Raw genomic sequence first — 18695 nt, 5'->3', positions numbered from 1 at the left:
CATCGGCAGATTGGTCGACCTCTTCCAGCCGCAGGAATGCGCCAACTACTTCAGCTCCTGCGGCTATGACCCAGACTGAACGGAAACCGCTCTAGTGCCTTCCCCAAAAGCCAGAAAAAACCAGGAATGGCGTAGAGGGGTGCCCAGTCAAGTGGAGGCAACCATCCGCCCCAAAACAGGACGGCGTTGAGCGTCGCCATGAGCAATACGTTGATGTTCTCCGACAAGTAGAAAATTGCGAAGCTCATCGACGAATATTCCGTCTGGTATCCGGCAACCAGCTCACTCTCGGCTTCGGTGATATCAAACGGTGTCCGCGATGTTTCTGCCATCGAGGATATAAAAAACACAACCCACATCGGGAAAAGCAAAGGATGTATAACGAAGCCGTTGAAAAATCCGAAAATGCCTTTTTGGGCCTGGATTATACCCTGGAGGTTGAACGTCCCGCTCCACATGACGACCGATATCAGGACAAAGCCAATCGAAACTTCGTAGCTTATCATCTGTGAGGCCGCACGGATTGCCGAGAAAAACGGGTATTTCGAGTTGCTTGCCCAGCCCGCAAGAATGACGCCGTAAACGCCTAGCGACGATGCTGCGAGCAAGTATAGAAGCCCCACATTGATGTCGGCTAAAACCATTCCTGGTCCCAGCGGAATGACCGCCCAAGCGATCAATGCAACGCTGAAGGTTATGATCGGCGCTAATAGGAAAAGCCGACGGTTGGCCGCCGACGGGACAATCGTCTCCTGCAGGAACGCTTTAAGGCCATCAGCGAAGCTCTGCAGAGCGCCAAAAGGCCCGACAACGTTCGGCCCCCGGCGAAGGGCAAAAGCGGCCCACGCCTTACGCTCGGCATAAATGATCATCGCGACCAACAGCAGCAGCGGCAGAACGATAAGCAGTATGAGGATTAGGTGCGCGACCAGCCAGCCTGCCGCGGGGCCAAGGAATGTCTGAAACCACTGAGTCATATGCCACCTTGCCCCATGCCAGCGCCGCGGTCCGACGTGTCGGGAATAGTCCGGGTCGTGATCAATCGGGCGACGGCATACCCGTTAAGTGGGCATTATGTCCACATAATAGATGCAATAGCGGCCACCTGCTTCCGTATCGCGCGTTTGAGCAAGCCCCCCGTCCGCCTCCGGCACAAAGCCGAGAAGCGAGGCGGGCAAGGGCCTTGCCTCGGAGCGTCCTAGCGCTGGTCGAGATCGATCGGGGTGTAGGCGGTCGGAATGCGCAGCGTAACGCCGTCCCGCTTGGCGAGCGGCACCAGCACCTTCATCGTCTTGTCGAAGTCATCCAGCTTCGCGGGTAGAGCGTTCAGGGGATCGCCGAACTTCTGGAAGAAGTCGTCCCAGTGGACCGGGATCACCAGCTTCGCACCCGTCAGCTCCACAGACTCGTGCCAAAGGTTCTTCACGAACGCATCACCCTGCCTGCCGGCCATGCTGACGCCGAGGAAGACGACGTCTGCCTTCACACCCTTGAACTTGCCGGGGATATAGTTGCCGCTGCCGATCACCAATATGCGACGCGCGCCATGCTCGATGAGGAAGGAGTAGTTCTGGCCGAGCTTATATTCCTCGGCCTTGGCGGGCGGGGTGATGACGCGATCGATGATGCCGGGAAAGGCCGGATGAGGCGAATGCGGCGTCTCGAATACCGTGATCTTGAAGCGGCCGAACTGGAAGACCGACCCATCCTTGATCAAACGAACCCGCGAGGCGGGCAGGCCGGCGCCCTCCACGACATATTTCGTCGACTGCGATCCAAGGACGACCGCTCCCGTCTTCAAGGCGACGTTTCCCGTGTCCATCGCGTGATCATAGTGGGAATGCGCCACGAAGATGGCGGCAAGGCGATGAATGTCCGCCTTTTGCAGCCCCTCGTTGATCCGTTGTTCGTTTGGCGGAATCTTGCTCGCCACTACGCTGAAGACGCCGGGCCGCGAGAAGAAGCCGTCCTCCATGATCGCGGTCTCGCCGTCGTCGAAGCTAAGCGAGGCCGTTCCGAGATAGCGGACCGTGAGATCGGTCGGCCCTTTCGGCGCAACCGACCTCATGTCGTTATAGGCCGCCGTCGATCGTGGTCTCAGTTCCTGGTAGCCCCAAAATCCTCCGACACCGACGAGGCACACGGCTGCCAAAAGAGCTATTTTAATAGAATTTCTCATTCTTCCATTATCTTTCCCGTGAACCGCGCCTTGTTGGAGGCAATATCGAGCTGGATCATGGATCAGTAATCAGATCCAGATACGCACCACATTCTTCAACAATAGGATGGCGGTACCAAGCGAAGAGGCCGGAGTGACTTCCGACATCATCGCCTGAGAAATCCCCAAGGACACAGGGGAGCGAAGCGGAATCTATTCGTTTGCACCAGCGTTCATCGTTCCGTGGTCCGACGGTCCGCTCTTCGTTCATCCCGCTGGTGCGAAGATCAGGGTGAGGCGTTCGTTCCGGCTTCGACCATCGGGTGTGGAGTTGTCGGCTATCGGATCAAGCGCACCACGCGCCTGCACGCCGATCCGGTCACGCGCGATGCCGGATTGCACGAGATAGTTTTCAAGCCATCTGGCACGCTCAAGCGAGAGCTTCTCATTGTCGGCCGCGTTCCCCTGATCGTCCGTGTGTCCGACGATCGTCATCTTCAATTTGGGATAGGCATTCAGCATATTCACCAATTCGGGAAGATGCGCCTTTGCTTTGGCGATGGGTTCCACCGCCCTGTCCTGGAATTGGCCTTCGCCGACCTCGAAGCTTCTCGGCGTCCCGTCGTTGTTTTCAAGCCAGTCGGTCAGGGCTTTGGCTACGGAGCCGTCCGGTGCGAAAACGAGGTTCCCGTCCGGCAGCACGGCAACGTTTCTCGCGGCCGCGGGAATCTGCTCACCGCGCGCCTCGATCTCGTGGTCCGAAGCTATTTTTCGGCCGGTGAGCACCAGTGCGACACAGAAGATCAGAATGACCAAGCTGGCGATACCAATTCGCCTTCGTCGGCTCATATCTTTGCCGGGCCGGGCGGGCGTCCTGCGGTGATCAGACATAATTCATGCACCTCGGATCCTGTGAAAGGGTCATGCCAAGCGTCATCAGGGCTCGCATCGCCGTCATTCCGCTCTGGCATTCGCGGTCGCCGCCAAGCGCGATGAGCGCTCGTCGGCAAGATATCGTCCGACCCTGTCGCGTGTAAACGATTCGGGCAGATTGAGCGCTTTTAGCAAATCGGCCCCGATCAATGATGCGCTAAGAGCTGGCATGACGATCCCCTCGATGATCGCTGGCAGATCGGTTTCGGCGAAGGCGGCGTGATCAGTTTCGTGCTTGGAAAGTTCGGCAGGCAGCCGCGCGAACCGCTCGAACAACGGAGCGAGGAGCGGGCTGGAGTGCCCCGCCAGCCAACCGATAAGCCGTCCAACGCCGGTGCGCTCGAACACCTCGAACACGCGATCGACCAGAGCTTCTTCATCGATCGCACCCGTCCTTAGCAGCGACGTGCCCGTGCAGACCTCGAAAAGCAGCTCCTCCACCAGCGAGTCGGCGACGGCAGCCTGGAGGTTGGCCGCAGTTCCAAAATTGTGCGTGATGCTCCCGTGCGTCATGCCCAACGCAGCGGCGACACCCTGCAACGTGATGGCGCCCGGCCCCTCGGCAACCAAAATCTCGCGGGCAGCCGCCAAGGCCTCCTCGCGAAGCTCCTCAGGTTGACGCCGTCGTCTACGAGAGGGCTGCCCCATTATTGTCATCAATGATAATATCGACTATTGGCCAATGTCTGTCAATGACGACAAGCAGGGCAAACAGAATGACCAGCGGCGGCAGACGTGACTCCCATGCCCTCCAGCTGACAGCTGTCGACATCGACCATATGGGCCACGTCAGTAACGCGGTCTATTTGCAGGCGGCAGGCCGATCATGACCCGCCGGCTGGCAATGGCTCCGAGCAGCTTTTGAGAATGACGGGACAGATCGCTTCGATGAACGTCGATCTGCCCAGCTTGTCGGGCTCGATGAGGGATTGTCCCAGGCCCGCGTCCGTCAGGCCGATCAGTGCGCGCGCCAGAAGATCCGGATCGATCGTCAGGCGCCGCGAAGACATGTCCAGCACCTGCTGGATCTTGGCGACGACCATATGCCGCAGGGTTTGACGACGCTTCGCGAAGGTTGCGGCCGCGATCTCCGAGCGGAGCGCGACGAGGGTCATCTCGGCATTGAGGATGTACCATTCGCGACCGAGCGGATAGGCGGCCGCAAATTTTTGGAACATCGTATCGATGGGATCGCCGTCGCCCTTGAGAGCCTCTTCCAGCGCATTGCCGAGAAGATGTGCGACGTCCAGGCTCACCCGGCCGTAAAGCTCGAGGAACAATTCCTCCTTGGTCTTGAAGCCGGAATAGAATGCCCCCCTGGTCAGCCCGGCGGCTTCACAGATATGATCGACCGTTGCGCCGTGAAAGCTGCGTTCGGTGATGGCTTTGCGTGCGCCGGAGACGAGCCGATCGGCGGTGTCCTGTCTTGTAGGGCGGGTTCTGACGCGGGGCATAGGGCTGCACTAGCGCCCGGACCCTCACCCCTGCAACAGGTCCCTCGACCGATTGTCATGGGTTCAGACACGCGAAGGTCCGAGCGGGGCCGGGGGCGGCTGCGACATCCTGGCGCCTTCCCTTGCTCAGACGATGTCGCCGCGTATCACAGCCTCTATCCGCTTCGCCTTCGAACGCCTGCCGTGCCGGCCTCGGTCAAACCCGCTCCCCTGTCGAGCGGCACTTTGTTCCCGCCAGGAGTTCCAGCAACGGCTCGCATAAGCGGGCATGGGTCGAGAGATGACGGGAGACCGCATTGACCGAAGATCGCGCACGCGAGCTTGCCTTCGTTTTCCGGTGCTCGGGCGCGGCAACCTTGTCGTTCCTGCTGGCACAGGCCGTGGGTCTGCCCCATCCGGTATGGGCCGCCATGACCGGGGTGATCGTCGGCCAGGAAAAGCTGGGAGACACGCGCCAGGCGACCCTTGGTCGGTTTGTCGGAACGCTCCTCGGCGTCGCGATCGCAGTGCTTATCGGCTTGCCTGCTGAATGGGCCGGAGCAGGCAATGCCGTGAAGATCGCCCTTTCCGTCGCGCTCGCAGCCGTCATTGCGCGACGACATCCGTTGGTGAAGGTCTGCATGTGGACGTGCCCGATCGTCTTCCTGACGGCGACCCCCGGTCTGCCGCTTTGGCATGTCGGCCTTAACCGCGGGGCCGAAGTTATGCTGGGCGGGGTTGTAGGCACATTACTGCATCTTCTGGTGGAAATTATGATCGGCAAGATCGTCTATCATCGCGTGGTGGACGAAGGCGCCGCCAAGAACGAGCGAGGACATACATGATCAGGTGTATCCGTATCTGGACGAACGATACTGGAAATTCGTCGTTCGAAGAGGGCAGCTTGTCACTGGGCCAGGGCAAGCCCGGTGATCTGATCGGTGCAACCATTGCCGCATCTTCGGTATCCTTCCGCGAAACGCAGCCGGATCAGGCACTCGAGTGGCATGATGCTCCGACATATCAGCTGGTGCTGACCTTGGGCGGCACGCTGGAGTTCAAGACGCGCGACGGCGGGACCTTCGTCATTCGTCCTGGCGACGTGCTGCTGGCGGAGGACACGAAGGGGACCGGCCATGTCTGGCGCATCATCGGCGAAGAGCCGTGGCGCCGAGCCTACGTGATCCTGCCGCAAGGGGCCGATGTCGGCTTCACAGCCAAGCGATAAGAAAGGAACGCCATGACCTCCACGGACGCGAAGACCGTCGACGTCGCCCTGATCGGCGCCGGTATCATGAGCACGACGCTGGCCACATTCCTGCGCGCGCTCGATCCCGCCCTCACGATCACCATCCTCGAACGGCTGGACGGGCCGGCGCTCGAAAGCTCGGATGGCTGGAACAACGCGGGCACCGGCCATGCGGCAAATTGCGAGATGAACTACACGCCGGAGAATGCGGACGGCACGGTCGATATAGCGAAGGCGCTGGACGTCAACGTCCAGTTCGATCTGTCACGTCAGCTATGGGCGCATCTGGTCGAAGCCGGCGACATTCCCGATCCTTCCGCATTCATTCGGACCTGCCCGCATTGTGCATTCGTCGTGGGTGAAGAGAATGTCGCCTTCCTGAGGAAGCGGTATGCGGCGATGAGTTCGCATCATTGCTTTGCAGGGATGGAATATAGCGAGGATCCTGCCGTCATCGCCGAGTGGGCGCCCCTGGTCATGACGGGCCGCGCAGCGGACGTGCCGGTCGCGGCGACACGAATGGTGACGGGCACCGACGTGGACTACGGCACGCTTACCCACATTCTGCTCCAGGCGCTGCGCAACAAGCCGGGGTTCGAGGATCATTATGGCGCCGAGGTCAACGCGCTGTCGCAAAATCCGGATGGATCATGGCATGTCGGCTATCACGCCCATGGCGATCATGGGACGTCCGGCGCGTTGAACGCCAGGTTCGTCTTCATCGGCGCGGGCGGAGCGTCGCTGACCCTGCTCCAGAAAAGCGGTATTCCGGAAGGGCATGGCTATGGCGGCTTTCCGATCAGCGGCATCTGGCTTCGTTGCGATACGCCGGAAGTCGTCGCGCAGCACAAGGTCAAGGTTTACGGCAAGGCAGCGCATGGCTCGCCACCCATGTCGGTGCCGCATCTGGACATGCGAGTGGTCGATGGCGAGCATTCCATCCTGTTCGGCCCCTATGCCGGTTTCAGCCCGAAATTCCTGAAGGAAGGGTCGTGGTTCGACCTCCCGCTCTCGTTGCGGCTGGGCAATATCGGGCCGATGATCGACGTCGGCATCCATTCCTTCGGTCTGGAGGAATATCTGGCCGACCAGATCATCCTGACCGAGAACAGCCGGTTCGAGACGCTGAAGCAGTTCTTCCCCAATGCGCGGAAGGAGGACTGGTATGAAGCGGTCGCCGGGCAACGCGTGCAGATCATTCGGCCTACGGGTCATGGCGGCGGAACGCTGCAATTCGGCACGGAGCTTGTAGGCGCGCAGGACGGATCTTTGATTGCGTTGATGGGCGCATCGCCTGGCGCCTCCACCGCGGCTGCGATCGCGCTCGACACCCTCAAGCGTTGCTTCAGCCACCGGCTGGTCGAGGACGACTGGTTGCCCAGGCTGAAGGCTGTCATCCCGACCTATGGCATCGACCTCAAGGTCGATGCCGATGCGTGCCATAGGGAGCGAGCCAGCACGGCCAAGGTGCTGCGGATCGCGACGATCGAGAGCCAGTCGCCCGCTGATTGATCTTCCCCGTTTCGGCGGACACGCTGCGTCATCCGGTCATGCGCCCGGCCTGTCGGGGTGTAAGCTACCCGATAGCCGAGCGCATGCGGTGTCGATGACAGTAGCCCTCGATATGTCCGGACAGCGCCTGCCCGGCTTCGGCTAGCTTGCCATCAAAACACCTCCCGGCTCCGCAGAGCCTGTCATCGGTGTCCGCCGAAGGGGGGATGATCAGGCGGGGCTATTCCTCCCCTGCGAGGGGAGGAAAGGCCGTACCCTGCCCTTTAGTCCGATCCGAAAATATCCCGCGTGAACAGCTTGTCCGCGACATCGGCCAGTTCGGGGTCGTTGCGGTTGGCGATGATGACGTCGCTGTCCTGCTTGAAGGCGGCGAGGTCGCGGTAGACCTTTGACCCGAAGAAGCTGTCCTCGGCCAGGCTGGGCTCGAAGACCACGACCTCGATCCCCTTGGCTTTGATCCGCTTCATGATGCCCTGGATCGAGGACTGGCGGAAATTGTCCGACCCCGCCTTCATCGTCAGGCGGAAGATGCCGACGCGGCTCGGGCGCTTGGCGATGATCCGGTCGGCCAGGAAATCCTTGCGGGTGCGGTTGGCGTCGACGATCGCGCGGATCAGGTTCTGCGGCACGCTGGTGTAATTGGCGAGCAGCTGCTTGGTGTCCTTGGGCAGGCAATAGCCGCCATAGCCGAAGCTGGGATTGTTATAATGCGTGCCGATGCGCGGATCGAGGCCGACGCCCTCGATGATCTGGCGCGTGTCCATGTCGCCCGCGATCGCATAGCTGTCGAGTTCGTTGAAGAAGGCGACGCGCATCGCGAGATAGGTGTTGGCGAACAGCTTGATCGCCTCGGCCTCGCGCGTGCCGGTGAACAGGACGGCGATGTCCTGCTTCTCCGCGCCCTGGACCAGCAGGTCGGCGAAGATGCGCGCCCGCTCCGACTGTTCGCCGACGATGATCCGCGACGGGTGGAGATTGTCGTAGAGGGCGCGCCCCTCGCGCAGGAATTCGGGGCTGAAGATGACCTGGGTGGTGCCCAGGCGCGCGCGGACATCGTCGATGAAGCCGACCGGGATGGTCGACTTGACGACCACGGTGGCCTCGGGCGCATGGGTCTTGGCCAGGGCGATGACCGCCTCGACCGACGAGGTGTTGAAGCTGTCGGTGTCGACATCGTAATTGGTCGGCGTGGCGACGATGACGTAATCGGCGCCTGCCAAAGCCGCGCCCGCGTCGGTGGTGGCGGACAGGTCGAGCGTGCGGCCGGTCAGGAAATCCTGCAACTCGACATCGATGATGGGCGACGTCCGCGCATTGACCATCGCGACCCGATCCGGGGAAATGTCGACCGCGACGACCGTGTTATGCTGCGCGAGCAGCACCGCGTTGGACATGCCGACATAGCCGAGGCCGAAAACAGCGATCTTCATTCTACACCCCCGGACGGGCAGGATCGTCGTCTGTCCGTCTGCTCATGTTGCGACACTGGCTTCGTGCCATGCATGAGCGGTTCGGCAATCGCAAATGTTGCAGTGGCGAAGCACAGACGCGCGGGCGGCGACCTGTCCCATTTCGGTCATGCCGCCCCGGGGTTGAAGGGGATGGCCTGAGCTGGACCCCCTCCCCTTTCAGGGGACGGGTTGGGGTGGGGCATCGCCACGAACGTTACGCTTGCGGCAGCGCCCCACCCCCGTCCCCTCCCCTGAAGGGGAGGGGCTCGATTTGATTCAAGCAGTGCCGTCGCGCCTTACAGCTTGACCCGCACGCCCCCGAACAGGGTGTAGCCGAACTTCTCATATTCATAGGTGCGGAACCGCTGCCCGAAATAGCGCACGCCCGGCGTGTTGGTCAGGTTCTTGCCCTCGGCGAACAGGTTGATGCCCTTGGCGAGCTGCACGCTGCCCGTCACGTCGAGCTGGCCGCGACCCTCCCAATAGAGGTCGAGCGCGGGGTTGTCGGCGTTGATCTCGTCCAGATAGTCCGAGCGCTTGGTATAGGCGACGCGGACATTGACCGGCCCGCGTTCGTAGAAGACGCTGGCGTTCCACATATGCGTCGACTGGCCCGGCAGCGCGAAGCGGCTGCGCCCGCCGAAACTGGCGTCGAACGACGCATGACCCTTGGTATAGGTATAGTTGGCGAACACACCCAGCCCGCTCAGCACGCCCGGCAGGAAGCTCAGATGCTGCTGCCAGTTCAGCTCGACGCCGTACAGCTCGCCACGCCGCGCATTGATCGGGCGGCTGAGGATCGCGCCGCCCACGCCATTGTACACGCCGGTGCTGGTCAGCGTGTAGCGATAGTCGGACAGGTCCTTGTAGAAGCCGTTGACCGAGATCACGCCCAGCGGCCGGATGTAATATTCCAGACCCGCATCGACATTGTTCGACAAGGTCGGCTTCAGGTCGGGATTGCCGAACTCGACGCGCACCGTGTTGCCCTCGGTCGTCTCCAGCACGCGCGGCGCGATCTGCGGGAAATTGGGGCGGTTGATCGCGCGGCTGAGCGCGGCGCGCAGGATCAGGTTGGGCGTGAACGCCTGGCGCAGCGTCAGATTGGGGAAGAAGTCGGCATAGCCATTATGCCCCCGCGCGGTGACGACCGCCCCGGTGCGCGAGACGCTGGGCGCGCTGCTCTCGAAATCGGTGGTCTCGACGCGAAGCCCCGCGATCAGGGTGGTGCCGTCCTTGACGTATTTCGCCATGCCGAACAGCCCGAGGATCTTCTCCTCCGCGACATAATCGGCGGTCAGCGACTGCGGCAGGCGGCGTTCCGAGGCGGCCTTGGTCGCGTCGAAATAGGCGTCCGCCAGCCCGGTGTCGAACCGCTGCCCCAGATCATAGCCGAAATTGCGCGAGTCCTCGTCCGACAACAGCCCCGCCAGGCTTTGCGAGGGTGCGGCCGAGGCGCGGCGGTCGCGGAACCGCTCTTCATCGGCATTGATATGCCGCTCGCGATATTTGCCGCCGCCCGAGACGGTGACGAAATCGCCCAGCGGCACGTCCGAGCGGAGCGCGAGGGTCAGTTCGTCATTCTTGGTCGTGTTCGACCGATAGGTGTTCTCGCGAAAGGCATAGGTGCCGGCCTGGAGATGCTCCTTGGACGTGAACAGCGAATAGCCGGGCAGATCGGCATCGGCGAAGTCGTAGGAGAGCGTCGGCCGCAGGCTTGAGCGGAACAGCAGCTCGTCACGGCGCGGATAGGTCTGCGAGCTTTCGCTATAGGCGATGTCGGCGCGGATCGTACCCTCGCCCAGCCGCTGCTCGATCCCGGCGGTCGCCGACCAGATCTCGTTCACCTGCTTGCGGTGGCGGACCTGCTTTTCGATGCGGGTGTTGCGGTACGTCGCGGTGCGGTCGGTCGATCCGGGCTGCAGCGTGCCCTCGCTCCACAGGATGCCGATGCGGTCGCGGAATTCGTCATCCTCGAACCGGGCATAGGTGCCGCGCACCCAGGCATGGGTCTGGTCCGACGGCCGCCACTCGAACGCGCCGGTGCCCGCGATCCGCTGGCGCTTGGTGTCGTAATCCTTGAACAGCGTCTCGGTGACGCGCAAGCCTGCGGGCGTCTGGCTCCAGGTGTTTTCGACATTGTCGGGGCGGCGATGCGTCATCGAATAGCTGCCCGAGAAGAGCAGGCCGAACTGGCGGTCCGGGCCGAACGTATCGCTGACCGCAGCCGATCCGCGATAATCGCTGCCCTTGCCGTACTGGTTGTAGCTGGCGCCCGCCATGCCGGTCAGCGCAAAGCCCTTGCGATCGAAGGGCGAGCGCGTGGTGATGTTGACCGCGCCCGCGATCGAGTCCGCATCCTGGTACGGCAGCAGCGACTTGGTGACTTCCAGATTGGCGACGATGTCGGAGGGCAGCGTATCCAGATCGACCGCGCGCGTCGTCGGATCGACCGAGGGGATCTGGATGCCGTCGACCGAGACGGCCGACCATTCGGACGGCGCGCCGCGCACATTGATATAGCGGCCCTCGCCCTGGTCGCGCTCGATGCCGACACCGGGCGCGCGCTGCAGCGCCTCGGCGATGTTGGGATCGGGGAAGCGGCCGATCGCATCGGACGAGATGATGGTGACGGTGTTGTCGGCGGTGCGCTGCTGGTTGAGCGCGCGCGCGGTATTGTCGAGCAGCGAGGCGCCGGTGACGACGATGTCGCTGCCCTCGTCGCTGGCGGCGGGCAGGGTCAGCGAGACGTCGCGACCCCGCTCGGCCGCGGGGACGACATGGGTGACGGGCGGGCGGCCGAGATAGTCGATCAGCAGGGTTATGTCGCCCGGCGCCTCGGGCGTGATGACGCTGAATTCACCCTGGAGGTTGGTGGTCGCCTGCGCCCCCGTCCCCCCCTCATTTCCAACGACCACGACCCGCGCGCCGGGCAGCGCGACGCCGGTCGCGTCATAGATGCGCCCCGACAGGATCGGCCCCGCCGCAGGAACCCCCGCCGGTGCGCTCACGTCGCCCGCGCTGGCGAGCGCGGGCATCGCGGCAAAGCCCAATGCGATGAGTGAGGCCCCCGCGAGACCGCGGATGCCGGAACGGATGGCGTGCATGATGCTTCCCCCTGGGCGCTTGGTCGTGCCGACACCCCCCGGCGCCGGTCGTTCCCGCCCCCGTGGCGGCACATTGTTACGGTGCGATGTGATTGCGATGACGACTTGATGACGCGGGCGTCACAAGTCTTTGCCGAACGCGCCCCCGCTCCTGGCAAGATTCGGGTGGCAGCGCCGGGAAAGACGCGGCATTCCTGATGTCCGATCATCGACCCTAAGCGGATTTCAGCCAAGATGCGCATTCTAGTGACCGGCGGGGCCGGGTTTATCGGGTCGGCGCTTGTCCGCCACCTGATCCGGCACAGCGCGCATGAGGTGCTCAACCTCGATGCCCTCACCTATGCCGGGACGCTGAGCGCGCTGGCGCCCGTCGCGGATGATCCGCGCTATCGCTTCGTCCAGGCGGACGTGCGCGACGCGGTGGCGGTTGCTCAGGCGATCGGTGATTTTCGGCCCCAGATCATCACCCATCTGGCAGCGGAGAGCCATGTCGACCGCTCGATCGACGGACCTGCCGCCTTTATCGAGACCAATGTCGTCGGCACCTTCACCCTGCTCGATGCGGCCTATGCCTATTGGCGGGAATTGCCGCCGACCGAGCGGGCGGCATTCCGCTTCCACCATATTTCGACCGATGAGGTGTTCGGCTCGCTGGGCGAGACCGGACGGTTCAGCGAAGCCACCCCCTATGATCCCCGCTCTCCCTATTCGGCCAGCAAGGCGGCGTCGGATCATCTCGTCAGTGCCTGGGGGCACACTTATGGCCTGCCGGTGATCGTCACCAACTGCTCGAACAATTACGGCCCCTATCACTTCCCCGAAAAGATGATCCCGCTGATGATCGTCAAGGCGCTGGGCGGGGAAACCCTGCCCGTCTATGGTCGCGGTGAGAATGTCCGCGACTGGCTGTTCGTCGAGGATCATGTCCGCGCGCTCCACGCCGTGTTCGAGCGGGGCGAGCCGGGGCGGCGCTACAATATCGGGGGCGATGCCGAGCGGCGGAATATCGATGTGGTGCGCACGCTCTGCGCGATCCTCGATCGCCTGCATCCGCGCGCCGACGGCCGCGCCTATGCCGAGCAGATCGGCTTCGTCGCCGATCGCCCCGGCCACGACCTGCGCTATGCGATCGACGCGACGCGCATCCGCGAGGAACTGGGCTGGGCGCCGCAGGAAAGCTTCGAAAGCGGCCTGGAAAAGACGGTGCGCTGGTATCTCGCCAACGAGCATTGGTGGCGGCCGATCCTGGCCGAGCGCGCGGCGGATCAGCGACGGGGACTGGGCCAGACCCCTAACGCATTGTTCAGCGTGGACGGATAAGGTGGCTTCATGAAAGGCATCATCCTGGCGGGCGGCACCGGCACGCGGCTTCATCCGGCGACGCTGGTCGTCAACAAGCAGCTCCTGCCCGTCTACGACAAGCCGATGGTCTATTATCCGCTGTCGACGCTGATGCTGGCGGGGATCCGCGAGATCCTGATCGTCTCCAGCCCGGATTGCCTGCCACATTACCGCACCCTGTTCGGGGACGGCAGCGGTCTGGGCTTGAGCATCACCTATGCCGAACAGCCGCGCCCCGAGGGGCTGCCCCAGGCGTTCACGATCGGACGCGACTGGCTGGCCGGGGCGCCCGCCATGCTGGTGCTGGGCGACAATATCTTTTTCGGCAACGGCCTAGGCCCGATGCTGCGCCGCGCGGTCGCCAGCGTCGAGGCCGGGGGCGGGGCGACCGTCTTTTCCTATCGCGTCGAGGATCCCCGGCGTTACGGCGTCATCGCCTTCGACGATCAGGGGCGGGCCGTATCGATCGAGGAAAAGCCCGAGCGGCCCCGGTCCAGCTATGCGATCACGGGCCTCTATCTGTTCGACGGCACGGTCTGCGATCACGCCGCCACGCTGACTCCCTCGCCACGCGGCGAACTCGAGATCACCGACCTGGCGCGCCGCTACATGGATGCCGGGACACTGCATGTCGAAGCGATGGGGCGCGGCTTCGCCTGGCTCGACACCGGCACGCATGACAGCCTGCTGGAGGCGGCGGAGTTCGTCCGCACGATCCAGCACCGCCAGGGCATCCAGATCGCCTGCCTGGAGGAGATCGCCTATCTCCAGGGGTTCATCTCCCGCGAGCAAGCCGAGGCGCGAGGCCGGGCACTGGCCAAGACCGCCTATGGCCGCGCGATCCTGACCGCGATCGAGGACACCCCCGCGCCGCTGCCGCTGGGCGAACGGCGCAAGGGGGACAGGCGGCAGGGGTGAACGATCACCCCTTGGTCAGATACAGCGCGCGCAGCCTGGCGATCTCGGGAGCGCCCAGGCCGAGTTCGTCCTTCAGATACCCCATCGTCCCGCCGGGATGGCGGTCGGTCACGGCGAAGACCGCGTCGATATAGCGGCGGTCGACCCCGGCGAAGGTGCGCGCGGCCTCGGGGGAGAGCTTGGCCCAGAAGCCGGTCGGGTGGGCGGGCATCGGCGCCATGTGCTGGTTGGACAGCAGATAGTCGTCGATGGTCGTCGCCCTCGGCACGCCCAGCGCGGTCAGGAGCAGCGCGGCCGCGACGCCGGTGCGGTCCTTGCCCGCCGTGCAGTGGAAGGCGAGCGGCACGTCGCCCGCGAGCAGTTCGGCGAACATGCGGCGATACTGGCCGCGAAACTGGTCGAGCAGTTTCGGATAGGTCGCGGTCATCGCCGTCACGACCTGGTCATGCGTCCAGCCGGCGGGGTCGCCCGGCAGCCTCAGGCTGCTCATGTCGAGCGCATAGTCGTCGCTCAGCACCTTGGGGCTATGACCGGCGGGCCACAGCGTCGGCTCGGTCGCGCGTTCGCGCGTGTCGCGAAAGTCGCAGACGGTTCGGATGCCGAGCTTTTGCAGATAGGCATAATCCGCTCGCGTCAGGTCGTGCATCTCGCCCGAGCGATAGAGCAGCCCCCATTTCACCGTTCGGCCATCGGCGGTGCGATAACCGCCCAGATCGCGGAAATTGTGCCCGCCCTGCAAGGGCAGGACGCGGCTATGCGCCGGAGCGGCCACGGGGGCGGAGGCCGAAGCCCCCGTCGGAATGGCCAGCACCAGGGCGAGTGCGATCATCGCGCGCATCAGAACTTCACCGTCGCTTCGAGGCCATAGGTGCGCGGCTCGTTGAAGAAGCCCGACAGGCCGGTCAGCGTGTTCAGCCCCTTATAGAACATATGCTGTTCGTTCAGCAGGTTGCGCGACCAGGCCGAGACGCTCAGCCGCGCGCCGGTGTCGTTGAGAGCAATGTCGGTGATGCCGATCCGGCCGTTGACGACGAAGCCCGGATCGCCCTTGGGTTGGGCGACGCCCGGCGCGGGGTCGTTGTAATTGGCATAGAAGCCGCTGTCGTAATTGGCGTCGAGATGCGCGACCAGGCTATAGTCGCCCATCGGCCGCTCGTAATCGACCGCGCCGCTGGCGGCGTGCGCCGGGGTATAGACGGGGTAGATCTTGATCGGCGTCGTCACGATCTGGCCGGTCGCGCCTTGCGGGAAGGGGTTCACCGTCGCCGGGATGGTCACGTCGTTATAGGCATAGCTGGCGGTCAGCGTCAGGCCCGCCATCGGCGCGACGGTCAGTTCGGCCTCGACACCCTTGGCGCGGCCGGTGCCGGGTGCATTGGCGGTCTCGATCGTGGTGCGGTTGGTCTGGAGCAGGTTGCCCTGCGCATCGACCTGCAGATAATTCGCCTGGAAGTCGATCTGGATCGCCTTGTACGCGCCGGTATAGGCGGCCAGGTTCAGGCGGACGCGGTGGTCGAGAAACTCGCTCTTGGCGCCGATCTCGAACATCGACAGCGTTTCCGGGTTGAACGGCGCATAGCGCAGCGAGCGCGAATTGGCGCCGCCCGACTTATACCCCTCCGACCATTTGCCATAGACATGCACGTCGCTCGTCACGTCATAGGCCAGGGTCAGCAGTGGATCGACGCGCGACCAGGCGGCGTCCAGTGTGCGCGGGGCCACCACACCGTCGACATTGGGCGTCTTGCCGTTCACGATGAACAGCTCGCCATGCTTCATGTCGCGGGTATAGCGCGCGCCGCCCGTCAGGTGCAGCCGGTCGCCCAGGATCGCCGGGGTCCAGGTCGCCTGGCCGAACGCGCCGATGCTACGCGTCGTGATCCGGCTGGCGCGGTCGAAGGGGACGGTGGCGATGTTGTAGTTCGCCACGGTCGCGGCGGTGCCGTCGGCGTTCCACACCATGGTGTTAAACGCCTGGGCATTGTCGCTGCTATGCTCGCGATAGGCCATGGCGCCCGCGACATATTTCAGGCGCGGGGTGTCGCCGATCAGCTGGATTTCCTGGCTGAACTGGTTCTGTGCAAAGCCCGCCAGGCTGTAGCGGCTGAAGCTGGTGTTCGGTTTGTAGGTGGTGCTGTTCTGGCCGCCATTGTCATACTGGCTCTGGTCCAGCTCGCGGTACGCGGTGATCGACTTGAGCTGGAGCCCGGGCGCGAGGTCGAGGCCGAGCGTCAGGCGATGGCCATGCGTCTTGCCGATGCTCTCCTGCTGCGGCACGCCGATGCTGGCGCGGCGCACCCGGTTCGGCTGGAGCGGCAAGGCGGGCGCGCGGGTCAGCGTGCCGTTGGTGATCGCCTGGAGATAGAGCGGGGTCGAGGCGTCATAGGAGGTGTCGAACGCATAGTCGGCACTCACCCCGTCTTGCGGCTTCCACAGAACCTCGACATGCGCACCGTGCCGGTCGAAGCCGTTGAAATCGGCCTGTCCGGGCAGCGGGTTGATGACCAGCCCGTCGCGCTTGGTGACGATGCCGTCCAGCTTGACGCTGAAATTATGCCATTCGGGCAGGTTGAGGTGGGCCTCGGCCTTGTGCGACCCGAAATTGCCGATCCCGGCGGTCGCGGTCAGGCCGAACTCGCCGGTTGGCTTTCTGGTGACGATGCTGACCGCGCCACCCTCGGTATTGCGGCCGAACAAGGTCCCTTGCGGGCCTTTGAGCACCTCAATGCTCTCGATATCGTAGAGCGCGGTGCCTAAGCCTTGTGCGCGGCCCAGATAGACGCCGTCGATATAGACACCGACGCCCTGGTCGCGCGCGGGCTGGTTGCTGTCGGCCAGCACGCCGATGCCGCGAATGTTCATGATGAGCGCCGAGTTGCGCGAATAGAAGGGCGCGACACGAAGCGACGGGATCGCGCCGTCCTGCAGGTCGACCAGCGACTGGACATGGCGGTTCTGAAGGTCCTCGGCCGACAGGACCGAGATCGCGATCGGGGTCTTCTGCAGGCTCTCGGGCCGCTTCTGTGCGGTGACGATGACCTCGTTGAGCGAACCATCGGCATTGGTTTTCTGGTCGTCGGGCGCGGTCGTCTTGGCCGGTTCGGGCGCGGGGTCGGGATCGGCCGCAAAGGCGGGCGTGGCGAGCAGAAGCGCCAGTGCACTGGACGCAAAGAGCCGCCCCGCGAAACGCAGGTTGAACGAGATCATGATGTGGAGTCCCCCCAAAGGATTATGCGGCCGTCCCTTGGTGCCGCATCATTGCGGCTTGATGACGTTCTGGGGGAATGATGCGGTTTTTATGATGACAATGATGTCATCTGGGGTGGTGAGAGGATGATCGAAATCGTACGCCGCGCCCGGCGACCGTTCCGATTGGGATGGTATTTTGGGAAAATGGCATCACTTCCCGGCGATCGTTCGATCAAGCCACGCCTTGTAGAAAGCTACCCGCGTAGCCGCGAAGGTTTGTCCGCATAGACCCATGCGGAACGAGCCATCCTGCATCTGCGGCACAATCTTCTTTTCCTCGGCAAGAGTAGCGTCGAGGCCGTGTGTGATTCCGGCGAGGTATTTGCGTCCGGACACATCGATCGTGACCGGACCACCGCTGTCCCCACCTGCCGTTGCGCCACTAAGCAGCGGGGCGTGAGCACCACAATCGAAGGCGAAGCGAAGCCACTGCCCATCGGTCCGGGTCAGCCGGTTTTCTGCTCGCCGCAATTGCGTCCGATGACTGGCATTGTCGGGTGCGCCGGTGACGTCGGTGCCTGTCGCTCCCGCACCATATACCGTGCTCAATATTCCCGGCTTGGCGTTGCCCCAGTAGACCGGCATTGGCTTTACGTCAGTCACAGGCTCGGCAAGCTCTAGCAGAGCAATGTCGTGCATGTCGGCCATTGCCTTGACATACTGCGCTGCAAAGGTTTCGGGGTCTGCCGTCTTGAGCCCACCAAATAACTTCTGCCAGCCATCTCGGGCAGCAGGGTAATCCGGATATACAACGATCCGGCTTACTGCCCGTCTCTTGCCGTTAAGCGTTACGTACCTCTCCTCGGGCATCATCTGCATCATGCTTACGGCATGTGCCGCCGTGACGATCCAGCGCGGGGCAATCAGCGTGCCATGACCCTCATCGGGCAGGTCTGCCAACGCGGGAATAGTTTGCGGATCAACGCGATATTGCGCGTCCTGCTGCGTGCGGCGGATAACAATCGCGTCGGCGTCTGCGGCGATCAGCGCCAACGGAACAACGAGCCAAGTCAGCTTCCCCACGAATACCCCTTTGCCTCTTTGATCTTTCGCCAATCGATATGCGATCGGACTGGGATCGTACATACGGCGTTGATCGCTTCGCTTCCATTCTCGCAACGAAGGTTCAGGGATTGAGCCGGGGAGCATGCGCCGATCGCGCATGTCGCGGTCGACCGGCTTTCCCATAACCTGTTCCCGAATGCGTTTCCCGAAATGGCCCTTTGGACATGGGAAATGGGGACGCTCCGCAAACGAGCCTATGTGTGGCGGAGTGGCTGTCCGGCTCTATCCGCGTCAAACAGCGTCACCTCATCCGTCGCGCGATCCATGCGCCTTATTCGG

General features: G+C 63.3%; 14 protein-coding genes and 1 pseudogene. 5 read left to right on the top strand and 10 right to left on the bottom strand.

The features are described from left to right. Positions 1–92: 92 nt before the first annotated feature. The 5 genes and pseudogenes from GGR45_RS17520 to GGR45_RS17500 all read right to left on the bottom strand — a co-directional run. Positions 93–977: pseudogene (locus tag GGR45_RS17520) on the bottom strand (complex I subunit 1/NuoH family protein); the annotation flags it as partial. A gap of 221 nt (positions 978–1198) precedes the next feature. Next, positions 1199–2068, bottom strand: a complete 870-nt coding sequence (locus GGR45_RS17515; protein ID WP_217497876.1) for an MBL fold metallo-hydrolase — start codon at positions 2066–2068, stop codon at positions 1199–1201. A 357-nt stretch (positions 2069–2425) separates the two neighbouring features. Continuing rightward, positions 2426–3049, bottom strand: a complete 624-nt coding sequence (locus GGR45_RS17510) for an OmpA family protein (RefSeq protein ID WP_175310690.1) — start codon at positions 3047–3049, stop codon at positions 2426–2428. Between the two features lie 63 nt (positions 3050–3112). After that, positions 3113–3682: a TetR/AcrR family transcriptional regulator gene (locus GGR45_RS17505; protein ID WP_175310689.1), complete on the bottom strand. Its 570-nt coding sequence runs from the start codon at positions 3680–3682 to the stop codon at positions 3113–3115. Positions 3683–3915: 233 nt separating this feature from the next. After that, entirely contained in the window at positions 3916–4545 is a 630-nt protein-coding gene (locus GGR45_RS17500) for a TetR/AcrR family transcriptional regulator (RefSeq protein WP_175310688.1), read from the bottom strand. 296 nt (positions 4546–4841) lie between these two features. On the opposite strand from GGR45_RS17500, the gene GGR45_RS17495 reads away from it, so the two are divergent. The 3 genes from GGR45_RS17495 to mqo are packed head-to-tail and all read left to right on the top strand — an operon-like array spanning position 4842 to position 7285. Beyond that, positions 4842–5369 carry an FUSC family protein gene (locus tag GGR45_RS17495; protein ID WP_175310687.1) on the top strand — a complete coding sequence of 176 codons (528 nt, stop codon included), beginning with the start codon at positions 4842–4844 and terminating at the stop codon, positions 5367–5369. Further along, positions 5366–5752, top strand: coding sequence for an AraC family ligand binding domain-containing protein (locus GGR45_RS17490; RefSeq protein ID WP_175310686.1), 387 nt, complete (start codon positions 5366–5368; stop codon positions 5750–5752). The genes GGR45_RS17495 and GGR45_RS17490 overlap by 4 nt, the downstream gene beginning before the upstream one ends. 12 nt (positions 5753–5764) lie before the next feature. Beyond that, complete coding sequence (gene mqo / locus GGR45_RS17485) at positions 5765–7285, top strand: malate dehydrogenase (quinone) (RefSeq protein ID WP_175310685.1); 1521 nt, start codon at positions 5765–5767, stop codon at positions 7283–7285. 263 nt (positions 7286–7548) lie between these two features. Here the strand turns inward: mqo and GGR45_RS17480 are convergent, their stop codons facing one another. Continuing rightward, a complete protein-coding gene (locus GGR45_RS17480) occupies positions 7549–8715 on the bottom strand; it encodes a nucleotide sugar dehydrogenase (protein WP_175310684.1) in 1167 nt (388 codons plus the stop codon). 317 nt (positions 8716–9032) lie between these two features. After that, the gene (locus GGR45_RS17475) at positions 9033–11843 is read right to left on the bottom strand and encodes a TonB-dependent receptor (RefSeq protein ID WP_217497874.1); all 2811 of its coding nucleotides are present in this window, start codon (positions 11841–11843) and stop codon (positions 9033–9035) included. A 234-nt stretch (positions 11844–12077) separates the two neighbouring features. On the opposite strand from GGR45_RS17475, the gene rfbB reads away from it, so the two are divergent. Together rfbB and rfbA are read left to right on the top strand one after the other, a co-directional pair. After that, positions 12078–13163 (top strand): dTDP-glucose 4,6-dehydratase, encoded by a 1086-nt coding sequence (gene rfbB, locus GGR45_RS17470; protein ID WP_175310683.1) that lies wholly within the window; start codon positions 12078–12080, stop codon positions 13161–13163. 9 nt (positions 13164–13172) lie between these two features. Continuing rightward, complete coding sequence (gene rfbA, locus GGR45_RS17465; protein ID WP_175310682.1) at positions 13173–14102, top strand: glucose-1-phosphate thymidylyltransferase RfbA; 930 nt, start codon at positions 13173–13175, stop codon at positions 14100–14102. A gap of 4 nt (positions 14103–14106) precedes the next feature. Here the strand turns inward: rfbA and GGR45_RS17460 are convergent, their stop codons facing one another. From GGR45_RS17460 to GGR45_RS17450, 3 genes are all read right to left on the bottom strand, one after another. Then, complete coding sequence (locus GGR45_RS17460; RefSeq protein ID WP_175310681.1) at positions 14107–14940, bottom strand: tyrosine-protein phosphatase; 834 nt, start codon at positions 14938–14940, stop codon at positions 14107–14109. Further along, positions 14940–17309 (bottom strand): TonB-dependent receptor, encoded by a 2370-nt coding sequence (locus GGR45_RS17455; protein WP_175310680.1) that lies wholly within the window; start codon positions 17307–17309, stop codon positions 14940–14942. The genes GGR45_RS17460 and GGR45_RS17455 overlap by 1 nt, the downstream gene beginning before the upstream one ends. 192 nt (positions 17310–17501) lie before the next feature. Then, positions 17502–18539 (bottom strand): S1 family peptidase, encoded by a 1038-nt coding sequence (locus GGR45_RS17450; protein WP_175310679.1) that lies wholly within the window; start codon positions 18537–18539, stop codon positions 17502–17504. Between the last annotated feature and the right edge of the window lie 156 nt (positions 18540–18695).

The organism is Sphingomonas zeae (genome assembly GCF_014197135.1).
Lineage (GTDB): Bacteria > Pseudomonadota > Alphaproteobacteria > Sphingomonadales > Sphingomonadaceae > Sphingomonas > Sphingomonas zeae.
The sequence above is the reverse complement of the archived record's forward strand: the minus strand, read 5'-3'. Positions and strand labels throughout refer to the sequence as shown.